The sequence below is a fragment of the Agromyces sp. P1_H4 genome, assembly GCF_056405255.1.
Genome location: NZ_JBFUCL010000498.1, coordinates 1 through 1,826 on the forward strand (window position 1 = coordinate 1; position 1,826 = coordinate 1,826).

The 1,826-nt window shown below is 73.7% G+C and carries 2 protein-coding genes; both read left to right on the forward strand.

All coding sequences use genetic code 11. The features are described 5' to 3' along the window. Positions 1–1,525, forward strand: a 1,525-nt coding sequence (locus AC1DY2_RS19325; protein ID WP_476763885.1) for an ATP-binding protein, incomplete at its 5' end; no start/stop codon positions are given. Between the two features lie 8 nt (positions 1,526–1,533). Continuing rightward, the coding region (locus AC1DY2_RS19330) for an acyl-CoA dehydrogenase family protein (protein WP_476763886.1) at positions 1,534–1,826 on the forward strand (293 nt) is incomplete at its 3' end.

Consider the following 1,826-nt stretch of genomic DNA (forward strand, 5'->3'; position numbering starts at 1 on the left):
GGGCATGCAGATCGCGCGCGATGCCGACGAGCTCGCCGCGGCCCTCCCGGCGGCCCGCCGCATCGCGCTCGCCGCGTTCGGCGACGACACCCTGCTGATCGAGCGCCTGATCGAGCGGCCCCGCCACATCGAGGTGCAGGTGCTCGCCGACGCCGCCGGCACCGTGATCCACCTCGGTGAGCGCGAGTGCTCCCTGCAGCGCCGCCACCAGAAGGTCATCGAGGAGGCGCCGTCGCCGCTGCTCGACGAGGCGACCCGGGCGCGCATCGGCGCAGCCGCCTGCGACGCGGCCCGGAGCGTCGGCTACCTCGGCGCCGGCACGGTCGAGTTCCTGGTGTCGGATGCCGCACCCGACGAGTTCTTCTTCATCGAGATGAACACCCGGCTCCAGGTCGAGCACCCCGTGACGGAGCTCGTCACCGGGGTCGACCTCGTCGAGCAGCAGTTGCGCATCGCCGCGGATGAGCCCCTCGCGATCACCCAGGACGAGGTGCGCCTGACCGGCCACGCCATCGAGGCACGGGTCTATGCGGAGGCGCCCGAACGCGACTTCCTCCCCTCGACGGGTCGCGTGGTCGCGTGGCGCGAGCCCGCGGGACCCGGCGTGCGCGTCGACGGGGGGATCGTCGACGGCCAGGAGATCACGGCGCACTACGACCCGATGCTCGCCAAGGTCATCGCCTACGCCGACGATCGCGCCGAGGCACTCGATCGCCTTGATCGTGCACTGGCCGACACGGTCGTGCTCGGCGTCGACACGAACCTCGCCTTCCTGCGCCGGCTCATCGCCGACCCCGCGGTGCGCGCGGGCGACCTCGACACCGGACTCATCGATCGGCTGCCCGAGCCCACCGCAGCCGAGCCCTCGCCCGGGCTCCTCGCCGCGGCCGCCGGCCTCGTCGCCGAGCACGCCCGCGTGGAGCACGATAGGGCGACGGATGCCGCGGGCCCGCGTGCGTGGCTCGATTCCACCGGGTGGCGCCCCGGGCCGCACCGCGCCCCGGTCGTGCTCCTCGCTCCGCGCGACGCGGTCGACGACGTGCGCGAGGTGCCGGCCGACGACGACGACACCGCCACCGACACCTCAGCGGAGGTCGACGGCGTGCTCGTGCGGCGCGATGACGACGGCACCGTCTGGGTACACCGCGACGGCGAGACCGCCGCCTTCACCGTGCTCGACCGCCGCGCGCGGGCCGCCGCCCGCCGACGCGCAGCCGAACGCGGGGGGCTCGCCGCCGCGCCCGAACTGCGCGCCCCGATGCCCGGCACGGTCACCGCCGTGCTCGTCGCCGACGGCGCCTCCGTCGAAGCGGGCGACGCCGTCGTCGCGATCGAGGCCATGAAGATGGAGCACCGCGTGCTCGCCACGCTCGCCGGCCTCGTCCGCCTCGCCGCAGCGACCGGCGATCTCGTCTCGCGCGACCAGGTGGTCGCCCGCATCGAGCCGCACCCCGCGGCATCCGACCCCCAGTCTTCGAGCGGCCCTCACGAGGGCGCCGCTCCCGACGCATCCCACCAGGAATGAGGAACACCATGCCCGACCTGAACGACGAGGAACAGCAGCTCTACGACATGGTCTGCGAATTCGCGGACACGGTGGTCGCCCCGCAGTCGTACGAGGCCGACCGCACGCACACGCCCTCGATGGACGTCGTCGCCCAGATGGGCGAGCTCGGCCTGTTCGGCCTCCCGTTCCCCGAGGAGGTCGGTGGACAGGGCGGCGACTACATGGCGCTGTGCCTCGCGATCGAGGCGCTCGCCCGCGTCGACCAGTCGATCGCGATCACGCTCGAAGCCGCCGTGGGCCTCGGCGCCATGCCCATCTA